Below are 16,970 nucleotides of genomic sequence, written 5' to 3' on the forward strand. Positions count from 1 at the left end.
TGCGGCCTTGCGGCTGCAGCGATCGCCGACCGCGGTCCAGCGTCGGACGCGGCGGTCAGCGAGGTTCGGGCAGGCGGTTGGTCCAACTCAGGGCGACCGCCGGCCCCACCCCGAGAGCGAGCAGCAACACGGTCTGCACCAGGTAGTCACCGCCCGGGGTGAGGATCACGTCGCCGCCCGGCCCCGGGACGGCGCCCGCGACGAGCACGACGAGCCCCCAGGCGCCCAGCGGCCCGTAGCGCAGCGGCGTCGAGGTGAAACCCGCCGCGAGCCAGAGCAGCACGGCGTTGACCACCCCGGCCAGCACCGCCGCGACCGGCAGGGCCACACCACCGAACCGCTGGTAGGCGAAGGCCACGCTGAGCAGCCCCACCGCGAGTCCGTCGATGATCAGGAATCCGAGCAGCAGCCGATCAACGAGGCTGTTACGTGAGGAGTCGCTGCGCGCAGGCCGGGAGGGTCCTGCCATCACTCGGCCCAGGTGATACCGGCGAACAGGTCCGACTCACGCTTGCCCTCGAGCGGATCGTGCCGGTCGGGTTCGGTGAGGATGAAGTGTTCGTGATCGGAGATGGGTTGCAGGATGTTGTTCGACAGCGCGTATTCGGTTCCCGACGCCGCGACGGTCACCTGGGTGGCGTGCGCGGCGAGTGCCGCGACCTTCTGCGCGTAGTGGGCGCGGATGTCGATCTCGGTGGTGATCGCCTCGTCGGGGTAGCTCGGCAGCTCCCCCGGACCGGGCATGCGCCACCCGGCGGGCACATCGGCCACACGGGCGAGGCCTGCGGCCAGTGCGCTCCGTTCGGTGATCGACTCGTAGAGCTTCACCGGCCCGCCGCCGGATTCCCGGGCCCGTGCCACCGCGGCGACGGTGACCTCGTGCACGAGTCGGTGATCGGGGTGTCCGTAGGTGCCCGAGGCGTCGTAGCTGACGACCACCTGTGGGGCGAAGTCGATCAGGACGTCGAGGAGCGCACGGACCGGATCGTCGAACGGCGCCCCGACGAGCGCGCGCGGATGGTTCGCCGACGGGGCGCCGGCCATACCGGAGTCGCGCCAGCGCCCGGCGCCGCCGAGGAAGCGCGGTGTCAGCGTCGGACCGTCGGTGGGGCTCAGCGCCCGCAGTGCCCGGGTCAGCTCGAGGATGCGATAGCCGCCGAGCTGATCGGCTCCGCCGTCCGCGACGAGCTGCGCCCACTCGTCGCCGATGACCTCACCCTCCTCGCCGAGTGTGAACGTCAGCACCCGCACGTCGACGCCTTCGGCGAGGTACCGGGCGATGGTGCCGCCGGTCATGATCGTCTCGTCGTCGGGATGCGCATGGACCAGCAACAGCCGCCGGCCCGGCGTGGATCCGGAGTCCGCGATGGGTGTCACGAGAGTTCCCAGTCGACCGCGGTCCCGAAGATCGACACCTGGATGGGACCGGTGAGAGGCACGTCGCGCACGGCGGGCGTGACGCCGACGACCATCGAATCCTGGTACAGCGGAAGGTAGATCGCCTGTGCGGCGAGCAGCGGCTCGGCCTCGTCGAGGGTGTCGGTCGGGTCCTCCTCGGACAGCGCGGTCCGCGCGAGTTCGATCAGGCGGGGATCGCACAGCCCCGAGACGTTGCTGGCATAGCTGTCACCGGCATCGGTGCCGCCGGGTGCGACGCTGGTCGGCGTGGGCGGCGTGGCAGGTGACGGCTCGGTCCCGGGCTTGGGCTGGTTGCAGTCGACCTGCGAGGCCAGCGACGCGGCGGGCGGCACACCCAGACCGTTCCAGCCGACGACGAGGTCGACCCGCTTGGTGGTGAGCGCGGACCCGTACAGCTCGCCGTTGGGCATGGTGACGACCTGCGCACGCACCCCCGCGCCGCGCAACTGGTCGACGATGCTCGCCGCGGCCGAGGTGGCGCGCGGGTCACCGGCGACGGCGCCCACCCGCACGATCAGATCCTGGCCGTCCTTCTGGACCGGCAGCAGCCCCTCGGGCAGCTCGGGGACCTCGACCGCACCGGGAACCGGTGTCTGGCTGGGACCGGACGACGATCCGGCAGCCGACGGCGCCGGAGACGACGAAGCTGACGACGAGGGTTCTGACGCAGAGGGCACCGGCGACGCCGAACCGACGGGCTCGGGTGCGGCCCGCCGGTATCCGGCGGCGGCCAGCAGAGCATCCACCTCGGCGGGGCGCGGACGGGGTCGCGAGACCGGGCGGTACCCGGGATCCGACGGTGCGAACACCGTGTTGGCATACGGTTCGACGACCCAGTCACCCGCACCGGCGAAGGTGGTCAGGCGCGGATCGATCAGGCCGAGGACCGCGCGCCGGACATCGAGTGAACTCATCGCCTCGGTGCGCGCGTTCACGCTGACACCGAGCGACCGGGACGTCAGACTGCGTGCGGTCTCCAACCCCGGCAGCGCGACCAGCTCGGCGTCGGTCGCCGGGGAGGCACCGAGGGCGACGATGGCCGAGTCGCCCGAGCGGACGGAGTCGAGCATCTGTGCCGAGCTGCCCGCACGGCGCAGGACGATCTGGTCGAGCCGTGGCGGCTTGACCCAGTACCGGTCGTTGCGGGCCAGGCGCACCTCGTCGCGCGTCTTGTCGATCCCGACGATCGCGAAGGGTCCCGCCGACACCGGCTTACCGGCGTCCATCCCGGTCTGGAAGCCAGCGGGCGCGCCCTTGAGGACGTGGCTCGGCAACAGACCGGTGAACAGCTCACGCCACGCCGGATACGGACGTTCGAACCTGACCTCGACAACCTTCCCGCCCGCACTGGACGCGACGGAGTCGATGAGCCGGTAACCCGCGGGCGCCACGACATTGGGCTGGCGTGACATCTGCTGCCACAGGTAGCTGAAGTCGTCGCCCGTCACCGGCAGGCCGTCGGACCACTGCGCGTCGGTGTGGATCCGATAGGTCACGGTGAACGGCTGACGTGAGGTCACCTCGGCGGAGGTGACGAAGGAACTCTGCAGTTCCCACACCGTGCCGCCGGGCGTCTGCACCGGCGCGAACGCACTGGGCAGCGTCATCGCCGCGACCGCGGTGGTCACCGGGTTCTGATCCGCCGCGATGTGCGGGTTGAACCCGGCGCCCACCGAGTCGGTGGCGATGTAGATCGTCTTCTCCACCGGATATTCGGTCGGCGTGGGCGGCGGCCCGGTGTCGCGGACGGGCGGCGGCGGGTCGGACATGCACGCCGTCAGGACGACGAGCAGTGCGACGCCGCACGAGAGCAGCCCGAGCGTCCGGCGCCGGACCCGGCTCCCGGATTCGCGGCCCGGTGCCAGGCCCTCCGCCGAACGCTCTTGCCTCGCGCGATTCACCTCGGATACCCCCATGGAGAAGCTTGTCGGTCCAACAGACGTGCCGACACCATGGTCGGCCTGCGGACGCACTCAGCCGACAGCGGCATCCCGGGACTTGGCCCGCGAACGCTCGCGTGCACGCGTGTTCGAGTCCAGGTGCACCTTACGCACCCGCACGACCTCCGGTGTCACCTCGACGCACTCGTCGGCGGCACAGAACTCCATGGCCGCCTCGAGGTCGAGCTGCATCGGCTTGGCCAGGGTCTCCATCACGTCGGCCGAGGACTGACGCATGTTCGTCAGCTTCTTCTCGCGGGTGACGTTGATGTCGAGGTCCTCATGGCGCGGGTTGATGCCCACGACGTGTCCCTCGTAGCTGTCGTCGCCCGGGTTGACGAAGAACGTGCCGCGATCGGCCAGCTGGATCATCGCGAACGGGGTCACCGTGCCGGCGCGGTCGCTCACCAGTGAGCCGGTGTGGCGGGCGCGGATCTCGCCGGCCCAGGCGTCGTAGCCGTCGAAGACGGCGTTGGCGATACCGGTGCCGCGGGTCTCGGTGAGGAAGTCGGTTCGGAAACCGATCAGGCCACGCGAGGGCACGATGAACTCCATCCGGACCCAGCCGGTGCCGTGGTTGTTCATCTGCTCCATGCGGCCCTTGCGGGCGGCCAGCAGCTGGGTGACCGCACCGAGGTATTCCTCGGGCACGTCGATGGTCAGCTGTTCGAAGGGCTCGTGCACCTTGCCGTTGACCTGACGGGTGACCACCTGCGGCTTGCCGACGGTGAGCTCGAAACCCTCGCGACGCATCTGCTCGACCAGGATGGCGAGCGCGAGCTCACCACGACCCTGGACCTCCCAGGCGTCCGGACGACCGATGTCGAGCACGCGCAGCGACACGTTGCCGACCAGTTCGGAGTCCAGGCGCTGCTTGACCATGCGGGCGGTCAGCTTGTGACCGGACACGCGGCCGGCGAGCGGCGAGGAGTTGGTGCCGATGGTGACCGAGATGGCCGGCTCGTCCACGGTGATCCGGGGCAGCGGCTGCGGGTTCTCGAGGTCGGCCAGGGTGTCGCCGATCATGATCTCCGGCATACCGGCGACGGCCACGATGTCGCCGGCCGACGCCGACTCCGCGGGTGCGCGTTCGACGCCGATGGTCGCGAGGAGTTCGGTGATCTTGGCGCGCTCGACGACCGGCTCCGCTGTTCCGTCCTCCTTGACGATCTCACGGCACCACGACACCTGCTGACCCTTGCGGAGGGTGCCGTTGTGGATGCGGACGAGCGCGAGGCGGCCGAGGAAGGCCGACGCGTCGAGGTTGGTGACGTGCGCCTGCAGCGGGGCCTCCGGGTCACCCTTGGGCGCCGGGACGTGCTCGAGCAGGACGTCGAAGAAGTCGTCGAGGTTCTCCCCCGCCGGGACCTCACCGTTGGCGGGCTGGATGGTGCTGCACTTGCCCGCACGACCCGATGCGTAGAGCACCGGGAGTTCGAGGACCAGCTCGGCGGCCTTGGCCGCCTCGTCGCTGAGGTCCGAGGCCAGGTCGAGGAGCAGATCCTGCGTCTCGTCGACGACCTCTTGGATGCGTGCGTCGGGACGATCGGTCTTGTTGACCACCACGATGACCGGCAGCTCGGCGGCGAGCGCCTTGCGGAGCACGAAGCGGGTCTGCGGCAGCGGGCCCTCGGAGGCGTCGACGAGCAGCACCACACCGTCGACCATCGACAGGCCGCGCTCGACCTCACCGCCGAAGTCGGCGTGGCCGGGGGTGTCGATGACGTTGATGACCACCTCGGTGCCATCCGGCTGGCGCCGGTGGACCGCGGTGTTCTTGGCGAGGATGGTGATGCCCTTCTCACGTTCGAGGTCACCGGAGTCCATCACCCGGTCGACGACCTCGGCACGTTCACCGAAGACGCCGGACTGGCGCAGCATGGCGTCGACGAGGGTGGTCTTTCCATGGTCCACGTGTGCGACGATCGCGACGTTGCGGAAGGTGGGGACAGCGCTCACAGGCTCTCTTTCATGTGGTTGGCGATCGGCATCGGCGGCCGGCGCTCGGCGCACGGCCGAACAGCCCTGACCGGTGTCTCGAGCAGATCACCTAGGGATTCAAGGTGACAGAGTATCGGTTCTGGCGGTGAGACCGCGATCACAGCTCCCGAAACGCTCCGACTTAGGGTCTGCTAACCTCGCGATATGGGCAAGGTCGACGCGGCGAAAGTGGGCTCTCTGAAGCCCAAGAAGAAGTGCTGCAAGAGTTCCACACGGTGCGTGCGCTGCCCCGTGGTGATCCACCGGATGCGCAAGCTCGACACCTCGGACATGTCGAAGAAGGAACTTCACAAAGCCCTGAAGAAGGCGCGCGCGGCCTGAGCCGTCAGCCCGGCGGGATCTCCTGTTCGTCCCGGTCGACCGACCCCTCCGCGTCCCGGTCGACCGACCCCTCCGCGTCTCTGTCGACCGACCGCACAGCGACGGCGAGCGCGACCGCCGCGATGCCGACCGCCTCGAGCGGCCGGGGAACCTGGCCCAGCGCGATCAGCCCGATCACCGACGCCGTCACCGGCAGCAGCGCCAGCAGGAGCGCGAAACGCGCCTGACCCACCCGCCGCAGCACGATCTGGTCGAGCGCGTAGGGCACCGCCGTCGACGCCAGTCCCAGGACCAGCCCCTGACCGAGCACCACGGGCAGCGACGCCCCCTCGCGCACCGCCTCGGCCACCCACCAGGCGAGCGGTGAGGTGATCAGTGCGGCGACGACGAAACCGGTCGCCAGATCCTCCACGCCCGCGCCGCGGGCCGCGACCCGCTTGCCGAGCACGATGTAGCCGGCCCAGCAGGCAGCGGCGGTCAACGCGAGAGTCACCCCCAACGGAGTCCCCGACCAGCGGACGTCGGCGATGAGGACGACCCCGACCGTCGCCAGCGCCAACGCAGCCACATCTCGTCGTGTCCGAGAACCCAGGGCCGCCACCACGATCGGGCCGAGGAATTCCAACGCGACGGTCGTGCCCAGCGGGAGGTGCGCGAGTGCCTCGTAGAACGAGATGTTCATGCCCGCGGTGATCAGGCCGAAGCTCCCGGCCAGGCGCAGCCGGTCCGGGCGCCATGCCGCCCGCGGCGGACGCACCCAGATCAGCAGTACGAGAGCCGCTCCGGCGATCCGCAGCCAGGCGACGGCGACCGGCGAGATCTCGTCGAACAGTCCGACGGCGACGGCGGCGCCGAGGTACATCGACGTCGCACCGATCACCATCAGACCCGGTGGGAGCAGCAGGTCCCGGCGCGCGGTGTTCACGAACAGTCCCGGTTCACGATCGGTCCCGGCTCACGATCCGATGACCGCGACCCGTTCGGGCACCAGTCGCACCCGCACCCGGTCCCCGATGGCAACCGAATCGGTTGCCATGGCGTCGATTTCGCCGACGACGGTGTCGATGCGGACCCGCGGACCGGCCGGGAGTTCCGCGACGAGCATCACGGTGGCATCCATTCCCGCGGAGTCGGAGTCGGAGTCGGAGTCGGGGTCGCCGCCCGCCCGGTAGACCTCGACCGATTCGGGCCGCAACCCGAGGCGTCGGGAACCGTCGGGCAGGTCGAGGGGTATCTCGCCGAGCACGGTGTCGGCGACACCGGTACGGATCTGCGCGTCGACGATGGTGGTGGCGCCCAGGAACTGAGCGGTCCACTCGTCGGCGGGCCGCCGCCACAGCACTGCGGGAGCCGCGGTCTGCACCATCGCACCGTTGCGCATGACCGCGATCTCGTCGGCCATGGTCGCGGCTTCGGCGTGATCGTGGGTGACGACCAGCGTGGGCACACCGGATGCTCGCACTATTTCCGAGATCTGTACGGCCAGTTCATCCTTGAGCCGACGATCAAGGGCGGCGAGTGGTTCGTCGAGCAACAGCAGCCGCGGGTGGGGCGCCAGTGCCCGGGCGAGGGCCACGCGTTGCGCCTGACCGCCCGACAAGGTGTCGACGGGGCGTTTCTCGTAGCCGGGGAGGCCGATCACGTCGAGCAGTTCGGTGACACGATCGGCGATCCGTCGCCTCGACCAGCGGCGCATCCGCAATCCGTAGCCGATGTTGGAGGCGACGCTTCCGCCGAAGAGCTGTCCGTCCTGGAACACCACGCCGAAATCGCGGCGGTGGACCTCGACGCCGGCGAGGTCGGCGCCGTCGAAGCGCACGCTGCCCCTCACCGGACGTTCGAGGCCGGCGACCGCGCGGATCAGCGTCGACTTGCCGCATCCGGAGGGACCGAGGATCGCGGTCACCAGCGCCCCCGATCCGCCCGCGCGCCACGACAGACCGTCGATCACGGCTTCATTGCCGTAGGAGACGACCAGGTCCGAGATCTCGATGACCCCGTGCTGTTGTTGTCCCGGTTGCGATGTCACAGCAAAGGCACCTCCGAGCGGGGGCGCGATGCCTCGACCGCGATCACCGCGACCGTCGTCGCGAGGACCAGGACCACCGATGCTGCCATCGCCGTCGCGAGGTTGTCGGCGCCGGGCCGGTTGAGTGTCGACCCGATGAGCACGGGCAGCGTGGTGGTGTCCGCCCGGGCAAGGAAGCTCGTCGCCCCGAACTCGCCGAGCGCCATCACGAAGGCGAAGCCGCCAGCCGCACCCACCGATCGCCCGATGATGGGCAGATCGACCGTGGCGAAGACCCGGGCGGGACGCGCGCCGAGGGTGGCCGCGGCCTGACGCAGGCGGACGGGCACCGACTCGAGCGCGGGCAGCATGATGCGGATCACCACCGGGATCGCGATGAGCGCCTGGACCAGCGGGATCACCGCGGGTGACGCCGCGATCTCATACGGCAGGGTGGCCAGCACGATCAGATACCCGAACCCCAGGGTGACCGCACTGATTCCGAGCGGCACCATCGAGATGGCCGAGCCGATCGCGCTGATGAGGCCACGCGAGCGATGCAGGGCCACCGCGGCAAGCGTCCCGACGACCACGGCGATGACGGTCGCCGCCGCCGCGGTCACCAGCGAGTATCGCAGACTTTCGAGCGGGGTCACTCCGTTGACCGGATCGGCGAGCGCGCGGTAACCGGCCAGCGTCCACCCGGCGTCGGCGACGGGGCGCACCGACCGCAGCATCAGCACGACGACCGGCGCGACGAGCAGCGCGGCGGTCCACACGCTCACCGCCAGCACGGCGGGCCGGGCCCACCGCCCGTGGGTCGGTGCCGACCGGCGCTGTCCGCCCCGCGCCGAACCCGACCCGGCCGAATCGGTGAACACGCGCGTGAGGAGGAGCGCCGCGACGACGACGACGATCTGCAGCATCGACAACGCCACCGCCTCCGGGATTCGGAAGTAGCCGATGGCCTGGGTGTAGATCTCGGTCTCCAGGGTGCGCAGTTCGCCGGCCCCGAGGATGATCACGACGCCGAAGCTGGTGGAGCAGAACAGGAAGATCAGGGCGGCGGCGGCGGCGATCGCGGGCACCAGCCGGGGCACCACCACCGTCATCGTCGCCCGGAGGCGACCCGCTCCCAGTGACCGGGCGGCCTCGACGAGCCGGGGGTCGAGAGTGCGCCAGGCCGCGCCCACCACACGCACGACGACGGCGACGTTGAGGAACACGTGGGCGGCCAGCACCGCAGGCAGCCCGGACTCGATGTGCAGGAACGACAGCGGACCGGTCAGCAACGACCGGAAGGCGACGCCGACGACGACCGTCGGCAACACGAAGGGCACCGTCACCACCACGGCGAGGACGACCGCGGTGGTTCCCCGGACCCGCGCGAACAGCCACGCGATCGGCGCGGCCGCGACGAGCGCGAGCACGGTGGAGGCGGCCGCCTGCCCGAGCGTCACCCCGAGCAGGCTGAGGGCGTCGGTGCGCTCGAGGAGCTCGGCCAGACCCGAACCGGATTCGCCGGCGATGCGAATCGCGCGACGGATCAGTGCAACGACCGGCCAGGCGAACAGCACCGCGATGAACAGTGCCGGGATCAGCCGTAGCGCGATCCGGCCCGTCATCGGCCAGACTCGTGTCCCGGCACGCGTCACCAGACGGTCACCTGCCGACGGCGGCACGCCACTGGTCGAGCCACATCTCGCGATTGTCCGCGATCACCGACGGCGGCAGTGACGACATCCAGGACGGCACCGCCGCGCGCGCGGGCCAGCCCTCGGGCAGCGGGGTGTCGCGCTGCACCGGGTAGACGTACATCGACTCCGGAAGAGCCTCCTGGACAGTCGGACTCAGCATGAAGTCGACGAGTTTGCGTGCGCCGGTGGAGTTCCGGGTGCCTTTGAGGATGCCGATGTACTCGACCTGCGGGAAGCAGCTGTCGAGAAGGGCGCTGGTGTCCGGGGTCGCCGCGGGCGACGACGCGTAGGACAACACGATCGGCTTGTCGCCGCGGCCCTCACCCGCGGTGAACAACTGGTTGTAGGCGATCTCCCAGCCGGAGACGATCGTCGCGCCCCCGGCGCCGACCCGCTTCCAGTAGTCCTGCCAACCGTCGCCGAGCGCCCCGACCGTGGTGAGCAGGAAAGCGGTTCCCGGCGACGAGGTCGCCGGGTCCATCAGGGCGGCCTGAGCTGCGTACTCGGGTTTGGTCAGGTCCCGGAACGTCGCCGGCGGGGTGAGTGACCGCGAGGCGTACCAGGCGTTGTCGATGTTGAGGCAGACGTCGCCGCGGTCGACCGCCGTCAGCTGGTCGGTCGCGCCGGGGACGGCGTATTCGGAGGCACCGCCGGCCGCGGCGGGCGAGGCGTAGGACTCGAGAGCCCCGGCGTCGATGGGCCGGGAGGCGAAGGTGTTGTCGATGCCGAACACCGCGTCACCCTTGGGGGCACCGGGTGTCAGCGACACCGTCGACGCGAGCTGTCCGGCGTCACCGGACTTCACGATCTTCAGTGTGAGACCCGTGTCCTGACGGAAGGAGTCGATCACCGACTCGGGCAGGTCGAAGGAATCGTGGGTGAGCAGCGTGACCTCGCCGCCCGAGGTCGACCCGTCGGCACAGGCACTCCCCGTCACGACCATCGCGGCGGTCGCGATGAGGACCAGGCCTCGCCCGAGCCCCCGGCGCCCAAACCCCTGGGGCGGAAATTTCCGGCGTCGGCGACCGGTGGTGGCACCGGTCGGCTGCTCAGTCACATCAGTCTCCTCACACCGCGTCTGCCCTGCCGTCCACTTCATCCAACCAGGTGCCGGATCAGGGCACGACTCGTCACCCTCTACGACACTTCAGTAACAATTTCATCAATAACCACAACAATCACACCCGTAACACTGCCGGTGCCTGGACATTGGAGCCTGACGGGGGCTTAGAATGACCCGCGACGACCCGGGTGGGATGATCGACTGTCCGCTGGACCTCATACCCGGGCGGACGACAAGACCACGAGGCGCACACAGGCTGTCTTCACACGCAGACGCGGCGCCACGACCGATAGGACACACCAGTGCGTTTCACCCGGCCACTGAGGTTGCGATCCGGCAGTTCCCGAGCTCATCGACCCCGGGCCGCTCGCCTCCTCGTCGCCGCGTCGGCACTCGCGGCCGCCACCTCCCTCGCACTGCCGGTCGCCGCGCAGGCCGCCCCGGCTCCGAAGATCGATCAGCGCGTGCTGGATTCGCTCGGCGCGTTCGCTCCCGCGATCATCGGTTCGGTGGCCACCCCGGGACCGGACGGCAAGATCGAGGTGGCACTCCTCAAGCAGGCCGAGACCTTCGCGACGACTCCCGGCATGCCGCCCGAGGTCACCAAGATCTGGCGTTCGATCGCCGATTTCCTCGGTGAGCCCGGCCGCAAGCAGGTCACGCGCACGCTGGCCGCCGAGGCCAAGCCCGGCGACCCGGAGATCCCGCGTGGCCCGAATGCGCCCAAGATCCAGGAATTCCTGTACCCGACGTTCGGCCTCGGCTGCATCCCCGGCGGCGGCTCGCTGGGACGCGCCCTGGTCACCGCCGGCCCGCAGGAGGCACCCGCCCCCGGCCCCAAGCGCGGCGAGAGCGGCTATGTCTACACCTCGCTCGGCACCGGCCCGGCCATCGACAACAAAGCCGCACCGCTCACGGTCAGCTGGTTCAACGTCGACACCGGCCGCACCGGCACCACCCAGCTCAAGCGCAACGCGAAGATCAACGTGAAGGAAGGCCCCGGCACCTTCACCGGTATCGCGCGGACCGGCAAGGGACGCGTCATCTCGGCCATCCACGGCAACGTGACCACCAAGACGAAGGGCGAGGTCGTGTCCTGCACGATCGTCCCGGTGATCGGTCTCGCCATCATCTGACCTTTTCCCTCTCACAGAAGACGGCACCCCGGCCCTGCGCCGGGGTGCCGTCTTGTTTCCGTGCCGGCTCAGAATGCCCAGGTCGTCCGCTATGTCGGTATCTCCCCGGTCGCGCCCATGTCACAGGTCGGACTCGCGACTTGCCCGGCTTGTCCCACTCGTGGTCTCTTTAACACAAGTCCCATCTGTCACACCCGCCACACGTGGCGGGGTGTTGGGTTGTCCAAAGGAGAGCCATGTCCATCTCGTCCCGATTCGCGCGTCCCGCCCTCGGGCGGCGGGCAATCCAGCGCTGCGGCGCAGGCATCGTCGGCGTGACGATCGCGGCGGCGGCACTGGTCGCGACGCCGCCCGCTCCCGCCTCGGCCGAGCCGCTCATCCCCTCCAACATCATCACCTTCCCGCCCATCCCGTTCGACGCCGAGCTCGCGGGCGCCGTGCGCATGCTGAAGGCCGCCGGGGTCGACCAGATGGCCCTGCAGGCCGCCCAGGCGGTCATGGGCAGCGCCGGCCAGCTGTCGGTCGAGGACGTCGTCGGACGGGCCGGCGCACTGCCGCTGCCGGCCGCGAAGCCCGTCTCCGAGGCGAAGCCCGTCTCCGACGGGAAACCGCAACCCGCCGCGACGACCGACCCGACCGCCCTGTTGAAGACCCTGGGCATCCAGACGCTGACCCCGTCGGTGGCACCGTTCTGTACGGCGCCGACCGCGAACAACCCACTCGGGCTCGTGACCGCGGGTGCGGGGGCCGTTGCCGGTCCGTGGCCGATGAAGACCGATCCGCTGACCGGGCTCAAGCCGCTGCTCGACATGATCCCGGGCGTGAAGATCCCGGAGAATCTCAATCTCGTCGACAAGGGCGAGACGGCCTACGCCTTCGTGCCGGCCTCCCCCACCGCGGGCAGCGGCGGCAAGATGCAGGTCGCCTGGTTCAACACCAGCACCCTGCAGGGCGGATTCGCCGACCTCGCACCGATCTCCGACAAGACCGCCCTCACCGCGCTGCCACTGCTGTCCGGCGTCCGCCTCGCCCCGGTGAAGACCGGCAACGGCACCATCCTGTCCGCCGTCTTCGGGACCGCGCAGAACGGTGCGCAGAACTGCTGGTTCCTCCCCGCGGTCGGCATCGTCAACGCCTGATCAGCGGCTCACGCAACGCATTTCATCCACGCCGTCGGCCGGGACACCACCGGCCGACACAGAACGAATAGACGACACATGAACACGCACGGCACCACCTCCGCACGCCGGAGTGCCCCCGTCACCCGCACCGTCGCGCTGGTCGCGGCACTGATGATGGCCGGCGGCCTCGCAGCCACCGCGCCGGCCGCGGCCGTTCCCACACCGGGACCGGGCACCTCCTCCCCCACCCCCGCGACGCCGGCCGAGCCGGGCGCACCCGCCGATGACAACGCGGGCACCATCGATACACGCGGCCCCGGCCAGGCACCGGGCGTGGTCTACGCCAACCGGGAACTGTCCCGGGCACGGATGCTCCCGGGCGCCGCCTCGGGCAACGACTTCACCTACTGGAGCACCGGCGCCGACGACAAGGCACATCTGTCGTCGGGCGTGCTGATGATCCCCACCGGTCGCGCCCCCGCAGGTGGCTGGCCGATCGTCGCCTGGGCGCACGGCTCACGCGGCATCGCCGACAAGTGCGCGCCGTCGTCGCGCCCGATCAAGGACGACACCGTCGAGATGCGGCGCTGGCTGGAACGCGGCTACGCCGTGGTCAGCACCGACTACGCCGGCGTCGGCACCCCGGGCACGCCGCAGTACTACGACCTGGAGGCCACGGCCCGCAACATCGTCGACGCCGTGCGCGCCTCGCGCGACATCGGCGACAACCTGTCCCGGTCCTGGGCCGTCGTCGGCGAGGGTCAGGGTGCCGCCGCGGCGATCACGCTGGCGCGTCTGGCGCCCCGCCTGCAAGGCAACGCGCTCGACTTCAAGGGCGCGGCAGCGACGTCGATCCCGGCCGAATTCGGTTCGCTCGTGGCCAATCTCGGGCCGTCCTCGACCGCGATGCCCGCCGGGCTGGCGACCGACGCGCTGTACACGCTGAGCGCCATCCGCAATGCGCGGCCCGACATCGATGTCGCGTCGTACCTGACCGACACCGGTAAGCAGTGGCTGGCCAATGCCGCCGAGAACTGTGTCACCGAACTCAGGCGTGAGGTCGACGGTCTGGCGATCGGGTCGTTGTTCAGCAAGCCGCTGTCGGGCAACACCGAACTCACCGGCCTACTGAACCGCGCGACCGCGCTGCCGACCGCCGGCTTCAGCCGGCCGGTCATGATGACCCAGGCGCTTCAGGACACCTCGGTGGTCGTCCCGCTGACGTTGAAGTACCTCAACGAGAGTCGTGTCGCCGATCGTCAGGTGGACGCGCGAATCTACTTCACCTTCGCCGAGTCGCAGGCTGATCAGTACTCCGACAACGACATCCGCGCGTTCTTCACCCGCATCCTTCGATGAGGCCTGCGCTCTCGGTGGCCTATGTGGCCGCGGCTGCGGCCGCCACGGTCACCGGCGCGCTGGGTCCGCGGCGCGCGGCAGCGATCACCAAACCCCTGCCGATGCTGATCCTGGCGGCACACACCGTCGCCGGTGCCAAACGTCGCGGAGTCGCCGAGAACGCGGCGCTGGCCGGCATTCTCGGCTTCTCGATGGCGGGCGACCGGCTCATGCTCGCCGAGGAGTTCGAGCCCCCCGCGTCTGAGTCCCCAGAGTCCGGGTCCCCGACCCCCGGCACCGCCGGGCTCGACGCGAAGGACCGTTACCTTCGCTGGGGCGCAACGTTGTTCGCCGGGGCCCAGCTGAGCTACGCCGCGACGATGTGGCGGGCGGGCGCCCGGCCGTCGGTGGCGACGATGGCGCCCCGCGTCGCCCTCCTCGCCGAGTCGGCGACGGTACTGGCCCGGAATCGTCCCGGTCTGCTGCCGGTTCTCGGCGGCTACGGCAACACCCTGGCGACGATGTCGGCGCTGGCGTCGGACATGCCCGGACCGCAACCGCGGATGCGGGCGGGTGGCTGGGCCTTCCTGTTGTCGGATCTCGCGATCATCAATCGCCGCCATCTGGTGACCGAGCCACGGCTCCGCGTGGCCGGTGAGGCCTGGGTGCTGGCGAGTTACTTTGCCGCGCAATATCTGCTTGTCGGCGGACTCACCGATCCGGCGGTCACGCGACCGCGCGTCCCCGGCACGTCGAATACTGCGGGTTGACCATCGGGCTGAAGGCCAGTGCGCCGATCTTCTGCCTGATGGTGAACACGACGGGCCCACTCCCCGGATGCAGGTCGACCTGCCATTTGACGGTGAACCCGCGTCCGGGGACCTTCGTCACGCCGGTCCGCCCGGTACGGAGATTGCGCCACGACACCGCGACGTCGTAGGTGTATTCGAGCGCGACGCGTTTGGCGCGATCGGTGCCGATGAGCGCAATGGCCGGGCCGGGCAGTCCGTCGGCGGGGAACCGGATCTGGTTCAACACGTCGACGCGAACCTTGATCGGTCCGGCAGGCCACGGATTGGCGCTGTCACAGACGAGGGTCGTGACGTAGTTCGGCTCGGGTTCGGCCGGGACGGCCACCGCGGTGCCGGCGCCGAACGCCGCCGTCACCATCCCGACCACCATTCCCGTCACCATGCCGAGGACCATCGACACGGTCCCGACACGCATTCCCCGCCGCCTGCTGCTCTCCCCGCTGACCATGGGGGCAGTCTAGAGCGGCACACCTCCGGCGTCTGCCAGAATCGAACCCATGCCGAAGATCCAGATCGCCCAGGACGCCGCGGCCGACGAACTCCTCTCGACCGATTCGTTCGCCCTCCTGACGGGGATGCTCCTTGATCAGCAGTTCCCGATGGAGCGCGCTTTTGCCGGTCCGGCGAAGATCCGCGACCGCTTCGGCACGATGGACCCCGTCGAGATCGCCGACGCCGATCCGGAGGCCTTCGCCGATCTGTGCTCCACTCCCCCGGCGATCCACCGCTACGGCCGTTCGATGGCCGGGCGCGTGCAGGCGCTCGCGAAGGTCGTCGCCGAGGAGTACGGCGGCGACGCCTCCCGCATCTGGACCGAGGCGAGCAGCGGCGCCGACCTGATGGCTCGGCTGCGCGCGCTACCCGGGTTCGGCGAACAGAAGGCGAAGATCTTCGTCGCGCTCGTCGCCAAACAACTCGATGTGAAGCTGTCAGGCTGGACCACAGTTGCCGGCGACTACAGCAAGAAGGGTTACCGGTCGGTCGCCGACGTGACCGACCCGGACTCGCTGCAGAAGGTCCGTGACTTCAAGAAGGCGGCGAAAGCCGCGAAGGCCGGCAAGGACGCGGACTCGGCGTAGCCGGGTCACGATTCCGCCGAGCCTGTCCACTCATCGCGATCGGGTGGCCTAGTGTCGGACACCATGGAGTCCCTCCCTGATCAGCCCGTCTCTGATCGGCCCATCTCTGATCGGCGCCGCCCGGACCGTCGCAGGCCGGCGGTGGCAGAGCCGGGTCGCGCCCTGGTCGAGATGCCGTTCCGGCTCGGCTTCGCGGTGACCGGTGTGGTGCTGAGCGCGGCCGAGTCTGCCGTCACGATCGCGCGGATCACGGCCAGCAGTGTGCAGCACGAGCTCGCCCAGGCCGTCGGCGTCGACGTGGACGAGCTCGGCAGCGCGCGCACGCCGCTCGCCCTGCTCAACCAGTTGTCGGAGCTACTCGGGCCGGACCGTCCGTTCGGCCGCATCCTCGCCAATGGTGGTCCGCTGGAACGATTGCTGAATCCCAACGGCGTCGTCGACCGGCTCACCGCACCCGACGGCCCGTTGGAGAAGCTCACCGCGAAGGGCGGTCTGCTCGACCAGATGGCCGACGAGCGCGGCATCCTGATGCGGCTGACCGCGCGGGACGGGCCCCTGGATCGGCTGACCCGGCCCGGCGGCGTGGTCGACCAGTTCACCGAGAACGAGGGCATCCTCGAACGTCTCACCTCCGAGGGCGGGATCGTCGACAAACTCACCGCACCGGACGGAGTGCTGGAGAAGGTCACGGCGGCCGGCGGAATCCTCGACCGTCTCGCCGACGACGACGGGCTCCTCGATCAGCTGCTCGGCGACAACGGCGCCGTCGAACGCGCAATTGCGCCGGGTGGACCGCTCGACCGGATCACCGAACTGACCGAGGTTATCGGGCAGCTCGCCCCCAATCTGCTGGCGATGCAGGACACCGTCCACGAACTCGCCGAGACCGTCGACCTGCTCAATCAGACGGTCGCACCGCTCGGTGGGCTCGCCGACAGGCTCCCGAAACGACTCACCCGCGGCGCCAAGGGCACCGGCGGCAACGGCAGCGGCAACGCCGCCCCCTCCGATACCAACGGCTACCCGAGGCCGTAA

16 protein-coding genes are annotated in these 16,970 nt (G+C 69.9%); 7 read left to right on the forward strand and 9 right to left on the reverse strand.

Annotation, left to right across the window (positions count from 1 at the left end):
• Positions 1–55: 55 nt before the first annotated feature.
• The 4 genes from H1R19_RS16180 to typA are packed head-to-tail and all read right to left on the reverse strand — an operon-like array spanning position 56 to position 5,318.
• Positions 56–469, reverse strand: a complete 414-nt coding sequence (locus tag H1R19_RS16180) for a facilitated glucose transporter (protein ID WP_219849557.1) — start codon at positions 467–469, stop codon at positions 56–58.
• On the reverse strand, positions 469–1,368 hold the full coding sequence (mshB, locus tag H1R19_RS16185) for an N-acetyl-1-D-myo-inositol-2-amino-2-deoxy-alpha-D-glucopyranoside deacetylase (protein ID WP_257865656.1): 900 nt from the start codon (positions 1,366–1,368) through the stop codon (positions 469–471). Before mshB ends, H1R19_RS16180 begins: the two co-directional genes overlap by 1 nt.
• A 5-nt stretch (positions 1,369–1,373) precedes the next feature.
• Entirely contained in the window at positions 1,374–3,335 is a 1,962-nt protein-coding gene (locus H1R19_RS16190; RefSeq protein ID WP_219849558.1) for an ABC transporter family substrate-binding protein, read from the reverse strand.
• Positions 3,336–3,392: 57 nt separating this feature from the next.
• Entirely contained in the window at positions 3,393–5,318 is a 1,926-nt protein-coding gene (gene typA, locus H1R19_RS16195) for a translational GTPase TypA (protein WP_219849559.1), read from the reverse strand.
• Positions 5,319–5,504: 186 nt separating this feature from the next.
• On the opposite strand from typA, the gene H1R19_RS16200 reads away from it, so the two are divergent.
• Positions 5,505–5,681: a hypothetical protein gene (locus tag H1R19_RS16200; protein ID WP_188327503.1), complete on the forward strand. Its 177-nt coding sequence runs from the start codon at positions 5,505–5,507 to the stop codon at positions 5,679–5,681.
• A gap of 4 nt (positions 5,682–5,685) precedes the next feature.
• Here H1R19_RS16200 and H1R19_RS16205 read toward each other — a convergent pair whose 3' ends face one another.
• From H1R19_RS16205 to H1R19_RS16220, 4 genes are all read right to left on the reverse strand, one after another.
• Positions 5,686–6,564: an EamA family transporter gene (locus H1R19_RS16205; RefSeq protein WP_372631531.1), complete on the reverse strand. Its 879-nt coding sequence runs from the start codon at positions 6,562–6,564 to the stop codon at positions 5,686–5,688.
• A 72-nt stretch (positions 6,565–6,636) separates the two neighbouring features.
• Positions 6,637–7,710, reverse strand: a complete 1,074-nt coding sequence (locus tag H1R19_RS16210; RefSeq protein WP_219849560.1) for an ABC transporter ATP-binding protein — start codon at positions 7,708–7,710, stop codon at positions 6,637–6,639.
• Positions 7,707–9,314 (reverse strand): ABC transporter permease, encoded by a 1,608-nt coding sequence (locus H1R19_RS16215; protein WP_219849561.1) that lies wholly within the window; start codon positions 9,312–9,314, stop codon positions 7,707–7,709. The genes H1R19_RS16210 and H1R19_RS16215 overlap by 4 nt, the downstream gene beginning before the upstream one ends.
• Before the next feature lie 37 nt (positions 9,315–9,351).
• Positions 9,352–10,443, reverse strand: a complete 1,092-nt coding sequence (locus H1R19_RS16220; RefSeq protein WP_244970729.1) for a thiamine ABC transporter substrate-binding protein — start codon at positions 10,441–10,443, stop codon at positions 9,352–9,354.
• A gap of 308 nt (positions 10,444–10,751) precedes the next feature.
• Here H1R19_RS16220 and H1R19_RS16225 point away from each other — a divergent pair, with 308 nt between their 5' ends.
• From H1R19_RS16225 to H1R19_RS16240, 4 genes are all read left to right on the forward strand, one after another.
• A complete protein-coding gene (locus H1R19_RS16225; RefSeq protein WP_219849562.1) occupies positions 10,752–11,585 on the forward strand; it encodes an Rv1157c family protein in 834 nt (277 codons plus the stop codon).
• A gap of 236 nt (positions 11,586–11,821) precedes the next feature.
• On the forward strand, positions 11,822–12,724 hold the full coding sequence (locus tag H1R19_RS16230; protein ID WP_188327498.1) for a hypothetical protein: 903 nt from the start codon (positions 11,822–11,824) through the stop codon (positions 12,722–12,724).
• A 78-nt stretch (positions 12,725–12,802) separates the two neighbouring features.
• A complete protein-coding gene (locus H1R19_RS16235; RefSeq protein WP_219849563.1) occupies positions 12,803–14,065 on the forward strand; it encodes a lipase family protein in 1,263 nt (420 codons plus the stop codon).
• Positions 14,062–14,814 (forward strand): lysoplasmalogenase family protein, encoded by a 753-nt coding sequence (locus H1R19_RS16240; RefSeq protein WP_219849564.1) that lies wholly within the window; start codon positions 14,062–14,064, stop codon positions 14,812–14,814. Before H1R19_RS16235 ends, H1R19_RS16240 begins: the two co-directional genes overlap by 4 nt.
• On the opposite strand, the gene H1R19_RS16245 is transcribed toward H1R19_RS16240, so the two are convergent.
• On the reverse strand, positions 14,771–15,250 hold the full coding sequence (locus H1R19_RS16245; protein ID WP_372631529.1) for a hypothetical protein: 480 nt from the start codon (positions 15,248–15,250) through the stop codon (positions 14,771–14,773). The two genes, H1R19_RS16240 and H1R19_RS16245, sit on opposite strands and share 44 nt — an antisense overlap.
• Before the next feature lie 103 nt (positions 15,251–15,353).
• Between H1R19_RS16245 and H1R19_RS16250 the strand changes: the two genes are divergently transcribed.
• Positions 15,354–15,935 (forward strand): HhH-GPD-type base excision DNA repair protein, encoded by a 582-nt coding sequence (locus H1R19_RS16250; RefSeq protein ID WP_219849565.1) that lies wholly within the window; start codon positions 15,354–15,356, stop codon positions 15,933–15,935.
• A gap of 63 nt (positions 15,936–15,998) precedes the next feature.
• On the forward strand, positions 15,999–16,970 hold the full coding sequence (locus H1R19_RS16255; RefSeq protein ID WP_219849566.1) for a hypothetical protein: 972 nt from the start codon (positions 15,999–16,001) through the stop codon (positions 16,968–16,970).

The sequence above is a fragment of the Gordonia jinghuaiqii genome, from assembly GCF_014041935.1.
Classification (GTDB): Bacteria; Actinomycetota; Actinomycetes; order Mycobacteriales; family Mycobacteriaceae; genus Gordonia; species Gordonia jinghuaiqii.